A 6,786-nucleotide genomic window follows, 5' to 3' on the forward strand; every position below is an offset into this window, starting at 1 on the left:
CCGTGAGCGCCAGATGGTTTTAAACTCTGCCTGAAGAGGACAATCGATTACGACGACTATAATTTGATTTTTTCCAAGGAACGCGAGTTCGATCAATGACCCTTTTGGCGCAAAGGAGAAGGCCGCCCTCGGCCCGAAACAGTGTCCCGGGACCTGTCTGCAAGTGTCCGCGTTGGGGTGGTAAGGGGACTGTCGACTTCCGGCGCACACTGGACCGGACCAGATTTTGCGGGTTTTTGAACGGGATTGCCTTTGGCGACCGCCTGTATCACTGGCCTTCCGGCGAACCATCTTATCTTAACCGAGTTATTCATGGAAGAAAACTCTAATGGGAGATTGGACGATGCTGCGAGTTGGGTCAATTGTTTGGGGGGTGGAAAATGTGCCAAGAGCCGTTCAGTTCTGGTGTTCGGCGCTCAACTACAAGCCCCGAGAAGCGCCGGAAGGCGATTGGGCGGTGCTAGTACCAACCAGTGGTGAAGGCGTGCAGGTCGCAATTGATAAAGCAGATGAGCCGGCTACCGGTAAACGGCCCCGGCACCACCTAGACCTTTATGCCGATGACCAGGAAAAGGAGATTAACCGTCTTCTGGAACTCGGCGCCACTAGGGTTGGCCGGGACTATCCGCCCCACGCCGACTTTGTCGTCCTTGCTGACCCGGACGGAAACCGCTTTTGCGTCATTCAAAAGTAGCGAACAGTGTGACAAGGGCCGCGCGGCCGAAATCCAGCGCCGGTCCTGACGGTTGAATACCTTTCAGGACGCCACTCAGCCAACTGGAACGGCCGAAATGTGGTCCTTATGCACCGGCTGCCGAAGCGTCACGCCTTGTCTCCTTTTGGCACCTCTGGGTTATGACGGCCTTTTGCCCGAAGCGGTCATTGGCGTTGCCCGAACTCGCGCGCGCCTTATCTTCTCCAACGATGAGGGGGAAAACTAAAATGACATGGCTCATCGACTCCTTCACAGGAATAGGGCCGATCAAATTCGGCATGGCTCCAGAGGATGTCGCTACTCATATCGGAGCGCCGGACCGGTCGAGGCGAGGCATTCGGCCTGGTTCGTTCAGCGAGCATCGTGGCACAAAAGCGCCAATCGTGCGCTATCGAGAAAATCGGGTGAGCGAGATCGAAGCCTTCTACGATGTGGGAGTGGTTATGTTTCGAGGGATATCTATTTTCGAAAAGAACGGATTAGACGTACTTCGAGGACTGGAGGAGCTAAATGGAGGTGCCGCGATTTCAGTCGGCATCATACTCTTCGACAAGCTCGGCTTAACGGCTGGCCGTCTGGATGAAAGCTCACGCACAGAACATTCGGTAACTGCATTTGCAGCCGGCACCTGGGACGGCAAAACCGCTAGCTTCACGAGCATCCTTTTCAATGACCGCTAATGGCGCAAGACGCAATTCGGCCCTCGGCCCCTTGCGGACATAGCATTGCGAAACGGAAAACACCCAGCCGCGCCGATTGGCCTGGGTGGTCGTTGCTGCGGGAATGGTTCAGTTCTTCTGCCACAACCCCATGATGTGGTCGATCGACCGATCCAGGTCAGCTCGGTTCGTACCGTCGCGTGCTGCAGTCGATATACCGACCAGAAAGGTGCCGAACATCTCGGTCAGTCCATCAATATCGGTGCGGCCAGGTAAATCCCCGCTCGCAACGGCCCGCCGAACTTGGCTCCTGATTGCCTCATTGTTCTTTCGGCGAATGCTCTTCAGCAGTTGGCCCACCTTTTCGCCCGAACTGCCGCAGTTGCTCGCCCCTGATACGACGAGGCAACCGAGTGGATGGGAAGGGTCGGTCTGCATCTTCGCCGATTGGCGCAAACAGCGCTCAATAGCGAGGCGTGGCGAGATTTCCTCGTCGAACAAAATGTCGGTTACGCGTCCCTCGGTAGAGCGATACAGTTCCACAACTTCCTCGAAAAGCTGCTCCTTTGAGCCGAAGGCCGCGTAGAAGCTTGTCGGAGAAATCCCTCCCATTACCTCCTTGAGCTGGTTGAGCGACGTCGGCTCGTAACCCTGCCTCCAAAAGAGAGTGAGCGCCGCGTCCAGGGCCGCCTGCCTGTCGAATTCGCGTGGTCGTCCAGTTCGTGCCATCGATCGATCTCCTACTTATGAAATAGTCGATACATAAGTCATTGACAAGCGTTTCGATGAACCGTACTTCCGTATCGATCGATACATAAATAGGAGAGATCATGCCTCACGATTCAGGGCGGGCGGTAAAGGCCCCCGACCACCACAAGCCATTGCCGGTCGCCGCTCTGCTGGCACTGGCGATGACCGGCTTCATCTGCATTGCCACGGAAACACTGCCGGCCGGCCTGCTGCCCCAGATGGCGGAAGGTTTGGGGGTCTCGCAGTCGCTTGCAGGACAGTCGGTTGCCGCCTACGCCATCGGTTCGCTTGTGGCGGCCATACCGCTGACCCTTTTCACCCAGACGTGGTCGCGCCGAAACGTGCTGTTGCTGACGGTCCTCGGGTTTCTGGCATTCAATTGCCTGACGGCTGTCTCGGAAAACTACTGGCTGACGCTCGCTGCACGTTTTCTTGCGGGCGCGGCCGCGGGTCTCGCATGGAGCCTTTTGGCAGCCTATGCGCGTCGCATGGTCGAACCCCATCAGCAGGGCCGCGCCATGGCGCTTGCGATGATCGGTACGCCGATCGCGCTTTCGATCGGCGTGCCCCTCGGTACATGGCTTGGCACGGCGATCGGATGGCGCATGGCATTCGGCGTCATGTCTGCCATGACGCTCCTGCTGATCGTCTGGATTGTGGTCGCTGTCCCAAACTATCCCGGACAGAAGGGTGACAACAAGCTCAGTCTTGGCCGCGTCGCTGCGATGCCGGGCGTTCGCGCCGTGTTGTCCGTGGTCCTGTTCTGGATGCTCGCCCACAACATCCTCTATACCTACATCGCCCCTTTCGCTGCGCGGGCCGGCATGTCCGGGCGGGTCGATCTCGTTCTGCTGACCTTCGGCATCGCGGCTCTGGTCGGCATCTGGATCACCGGAAGCGTGATTGATCACGCGCTGCGATCATCCGTGTTGATCGCCTTGGCCGCCTTCAGCCTGACTGCCCTGGCGCTCACGCTGCTTGGCACGAACCCCGTCATTCTGCTTCTCTCGACTGCTGTCTGGGGTATCACGTTTGGAGGCGCGGCAACGCAGCTTCAGACTGCTTTGGCAGATACCGCCGGCGATGGAGCGGATATCGCCCTCTCCATGAACGTCGTCGTCTGGAATTCCGCCATCGCCGGCGGCAGCATCCTCGGGGGTGTTCTTCTCGACAACGGCGGCGCGGCGACCTTCCCACCTGCCGTTCTCGTTCTGGCGCTTATCGCCCTCTGCATCGCCTATGCCGCGCGAACCAACGGTTTTCCGGCGAGTAGCCGGCGTCACTGAAAAACCAAACCCAAGCAAGGAAACGTATGATGATGAAACAACTGCTTTGCGCGGTGGCCCTGGCGGCTGCGCTCACGGTCGCCCCGGCCTATGCCGAGACGAAGACGGAATTCCCTGTCCCCGCAGGGTTCGAGAGCAACTATTCCACGATCGACACGGTGAAGCTCCACTATGTGAAGGGCGGTTCAGGGCCTCTGGCATTCCTCGTCCACGGCTTTGGGCAGAGCTGGTACGAGTGGCATCAGCTCATGCCTGAACTCGCAAAGACGCACACGGTGGTTGCGGTCGACCTTCCGGGTCTGGGTCAATCAAGCTCGCCGAAGTCTTATGCAGGGCAGGACGTGGCACCTCTCCTCCACAAGCTCGCCAAGCAGTTCAGCCCGGATGCCCCTTTCGATCTGGTCGCCCATGATATCGGCATCTGGAACACCTATCCGATGGCGGTCACCCATCAGGCTGATATTCGCAGGCTGGTCTTCATGGAGGCACCGATCCCGGACGATCGCATCTACGCGTTTCCGGCCTTCACGCCAGAGGGTGAATCGCTTGTCTGGCATTTCAGCTTCTTCGCGGCGGCCGGCAATCTGGCGGAAACACTCGTGACCGGGCACGAACGCATGTTCCTCGAACACTTCATCAAGGAACACGCCACGAACCGGGATGCTTTCTCTGACGAACTTCTCGACCTGTATGCAGCGTCATATGCAAAGCCCCATACCCTCAATGCGTCTTTCGAATATTACCGCTCGCTCAACGAGACGGCGCAACGGAATAAACCCCTGGCTGAAACCAGGCTGGGCATGCCCGCTCTTGCGATCGGCGGAGGTGGCCACGGCGGTATGGGCCAGTTGCAGGTAGATCAGCTGCGAGAATACGGGACGAATGTCGAAGGGCTCGTGATCCCCGATTGCGGCCATTGGCTGCCAGAAGAATGCAGCGCTCCCCTCAATGAAGCGGTGGTCAATTTCCTGACGAAATAGTCCTGCCGGGCCGCGCGAACACAGTTCGCGCGGTTTCCCTCATGGGGTAGAAAGCGGCTTCCAGCGGACGCAGTGAAGAAGCGACGCGCCGTTCGAAAGACATCGGTGCAATCCGCAATCGCCCATTCAAACGAGGTCTTCGAAGCCGAGAGCATAAGACCGCCTCAGCCGGACCCAATCGCCGGCGCCAAGCAGGCACCCTTCGCCCTACCAAACCGATCGAATTTTGGGATCCCTATCGATTTCCGTTTCCACGCGCACAATGCCGCCGTCGGTCCCGGGCAGACCCACACCACAGGCAGAGGGATAGAAAGCCGACGACGTGTAGACGAATGCCAATTTGCCATCGGCTGAAGAAACATTCCTCAGCTCATAATCGCTGTTTCTCAGAAATGCATGGACCTTGGAAAACGATGCACCGTTGCTCTGGGCGTAGGCACGAACGGCCACCTTGTTGGCGACGTCGCTTCGCGCCTGCTCGCAGGTCATGCGATGCGAATTCGTGGCGGCGCCTCCCGGCAGGAACATGATGTAAGTGAAGAAACAATTCGCAAGCAGGGACATCGCCAAGATTAGGTTTCTGAACACGGAGCCTCCGCCTGACGTTCTGGACGACATTTGTCGCCCGGCTCCGGTAGCGAATGCAATAGGGCTCTACGGACGATGCGCAATCGCCTGCAGCACATCCGGTCGGCCTCGCCCATCGAAACGGCTCGAAGTCGAGGCCGAACCTGAGCGCCGTTCCCCGTGCTGGCGGCTTCCGCCGGCATGAGCGCCACCTCGTTCCACCGACATTTCAAGGCCGTCACCGGGTTCAGCCCGCTTGCCTTTCAGCGTCATATCCGTCTTCTGGAAGCGCGGAAGCTGCTGGCGGCGGGAACAGCCAATGTTTCGCGCGTGGCCTATGAGGTGGGCTATGTAAGCCCGTCGCAGTTCAGCCGGGAATACAAGAGCATGTTCGGCAAGTCACCGGTTGCCGATCTGCAGCGCTGAGCCCTTGCCGGTTCGCCTGCAAAGATTGGCGACCACCCCGCCGTGAACCGCGCGCGGCGGCGGGGATCGCGCTTCGGGCACGCCGCCGGCCGCCGATTTCGCGTTCCAATAATTTTCACGCAGCCCTCTGGTGCCGGCCGCGCAAAAACTCTAGCGTCCGGCCTCTCGTTTTCCTCATTGCCAGAGACACCCCATGGCCGAGTCCTCCCTCTTCGCCCGCCTGATTGCCTTTATCGGCCAGGGTACCGTCCTCATTCGTCATTCGGGCGATGCCCCGCGGGCGCCGGTTTACGGCACAACGCCGGCCATTCCGCAGGCGAAACCGCAGGGCAGGATGCCGACCCTGAAGATGCCGACGGCAAAGGGGTGGGAGGGCGATCACAAGCCGACCGCGGCCGCCGGGCTGAAGGTCAATGCCTTCGCACGCGGGCTGGTGCATCCGCGCAACATGCATGTCCTGCCCAATGGCGACGTGCTGGTGGCGGAATCGATGAGCGATGCGGGCAATCCGCGCAGCCTGTTCGACCATGCGATGGCGGCGACGATGAAGCGCGCACGCGCTGCCGGCGACAGCCCCAACCGCGTGACGCTGCTGCGCGACGCCGATGGCGACGGGGTGGCCGAGGAAAGCCACGCCTATATCGAAAACGTGCGCCAGCCCTATGGCATCGCGCTGGTCGGTGAGACGCTTTATGTCGGCGCCAGCGACGCGCTCCTGGCCTATCCCTACGAGCCGGGCGCGACGAAGATCACCCAGCCGGGCCGGAAGCTGATGGACCTGATCCCCGGCGGGCACTGGACGCGCAACCTGATCGTCAGCAAGGACGGCACCAAGCTCTACGTCGCCGTCGGATCGCTCAGCAATATCGGCGATGCCGGCATGGCGGCGGAGGAAAACCGCGCCTGCATTTTCGAATACGACATTGCCTCGGGCCAGTCGCGCATCTTCGCCGGCGGGCTGCGCAATCCGGTCGGCATGGCGTGGGAACCAGAGGGCGGCATGCTCTGGACCGTCGTCAACGAGCGCGACGGGCTGGGCGACGAGACGCCGCCCGACTATCTGACCTCGGTGCGCGACGGCGGGTTCTACGGCTGGCCGTTCTGCTACTGGGACCGGGTGGTGGACGACCGGGTGCCGCAGGATGCCGCCAAGGTCGCGTCCGCGCTGCAGCCCGATTATGCGCTGGGCGGGCACACGGCCTCGCTCGGTCTCTGCTGGCTTCCCGCCGGCACGCTGCCGGGCTTTCCGGCGGGCATGGCGATCGGCCAGCACGGCTCGTGGAACCGCTCCAAGCTTTCAGGCTACAAGCTGGCCTTCGTCGCTTTCGAGAAAGGCAAACCCGTCGGAATGCCCCGCGAAATCCTCACCGACTTCCTGTCGTCGGACGAGAAATATTCCTACG

General features: G+C 60.4%; 8 protein-coding genes. 6 read left to right on the top strand and 2 right to left on the bottom strand.

Going from position 1 to position 6,786, the window contains the following annotated elements; all coding sequences use genetic code 11:
• Window positions 1-343: 343 nt before the first annotated feature.
• A complete protein-coding gene (locus ABW043_RS05670) occupies window positions 344-694 on the top strand; it encodes a VOC family protein (RefSeq protein WP_353920253.1) in 351 nt (116 codons plus the stop codon).
• A 248-nt stretch (window positions 695-942) separates the two neighbouring features.
• Window positions 943-1,395 (top strand): hypothetical protein, encoded by a 453-nt coding sequence (locus tag ABW043_RS05675; RefSeq protein ID WP_353920254.1) that lies wholly within the window; start codon window positions 943-945, stop codon window positions 1,393-1,395.
• A 108-nt stretch (window positions 1,396-1,503) separates the two neighbouring features.
• On the opposite strand, the gene ABW043_RS05680 is transcribed toward ABW043_RS05675, so the two are convergent.
• A complete protein-coding gene (locus ABW043_RS05680) occupies window positions 1,504-2,103 on the bottom strand; it encodes a TetR/AcrR family transcriptional regulator (protein ID WP_353920255.1) in 600 nt (199 codons plus the stop codon).
• A gap of 101 nt (window positions 2,104-2,204) precedes the next feature.
• On the opposite strand from ABW043_RS05680, the gene ABW043_RS05685 reads away from it, so the two are divergent.
• Together ABW043_RS05685 and ABW043_RS05690 are read left to right on the top strand one after the other, a co-directional pair.
• The gene (locus ABW043_RS05685) at window positions 2,205-3,410 is read left to right on the top strand and encodes an MFS transporter (protein ID WP_353920256.1); all 1,206 of its coding nucleotides are present in this window, start codon (window positions 2,205-2,207) and stop codon (window positions 3,408-3,410) included.
• Window positions 3,411-3,439: 29 nt separating this feature from the next.
• Entirely contained in the window at window positions 3,440-4,390 is a 951-nt protein-coding gene (locus ABW043_RS05690) for an alpha/beta fold hydrolase (RefSeq protein ID WP_353920257.1), read from the top strand.
• Between the two features lie 207 nt (window positions 4,391-4,597).
• Here the strand turns inward: ABW043_RS05690 and ABW043_RS05695 are convergent, their stop codons facing one another.
• On the bottom strand, window positions 4,598-4,960 hold the full coding sequence (locus ABW043_RS05695) for a hypothetical protein (protein WP_353920258.1): 363 nt from the start codon (window positions 4,958-4,960) through the stop codon (window positions 4,598-4,600).
• Between the two features lie 177 nt (window positions 4,961-5,137).
• Here ABW043_RS05695 and ABW043_RS05700 point away from each other — a divergent pair, with 177 nt between their 5' ends.
• A complete protein-coding gene (locus tag ABW043_RS05700; protein WP_502908601.1) occupies window positions 5,138-5,383 on the top strand; it encodes a helix-turn-helix transcriptional regulator in 246 nt (81 codons plus the stop codon).
• 193 nt (window positions 5,384-5,576) lie between these two features.
• Window positions 5,577-6,786, top strand: a 1,210-nt coding sequence (locus ABW043_RS05705) for a PQQ-dependent sugar dehydrogenase (protein ID WP_353920259.1), incomplete at its 3' end; no start/stop codon positions are given.

The sequence above is a fragment of the Devosia sp. genome (assembly GCF_040509215.1).
Lineage (GTDB): Bacteria > Pseudomonadota > Alphaproteobacteria > Rhizobiales > Devosiaceae > Devosia.

Excerpts from the sequence above, each read along its gene's own strand:
- ABW043_RS05680 (WP_353920255.1), bottom strand. The coding sequence starts at position 2,103 with ATGGCACGAACTGGACGACCACGCGAATTCGACAGGCAGGCGGCCCTG.
- ABW043_RS05675 (WP_353920254.1), top strand. The coding sequence starts at position 943 with ATGACATGGCTCATCGACTCCTTCACAGGAATAGGGCCGATCAAATTC.
- ABW043_RS05670 (WP_353920253.1), top strand. The coding sequence starts at position 344 with ATGCTGCGAGTTGGGTCAATTGTTTGGGGGGTGGAAAATGTGCCAAGA.
- ABW043_RS05690 (WP_353920257.1), top strand. The coding sequence starts at position 3,440 with ATGATGAAACAACTGCTTTGCGCGGTGGCCCTGGCGGCTGCGCTCACG.
- ABW043_RS05685 (WP_353920256.1), top strand. The coding sequence starts at position 2,205 with ATGCCTCACGATTCAGGGCGGGCGGTAAAGGCCCCCGACCACCACAAG.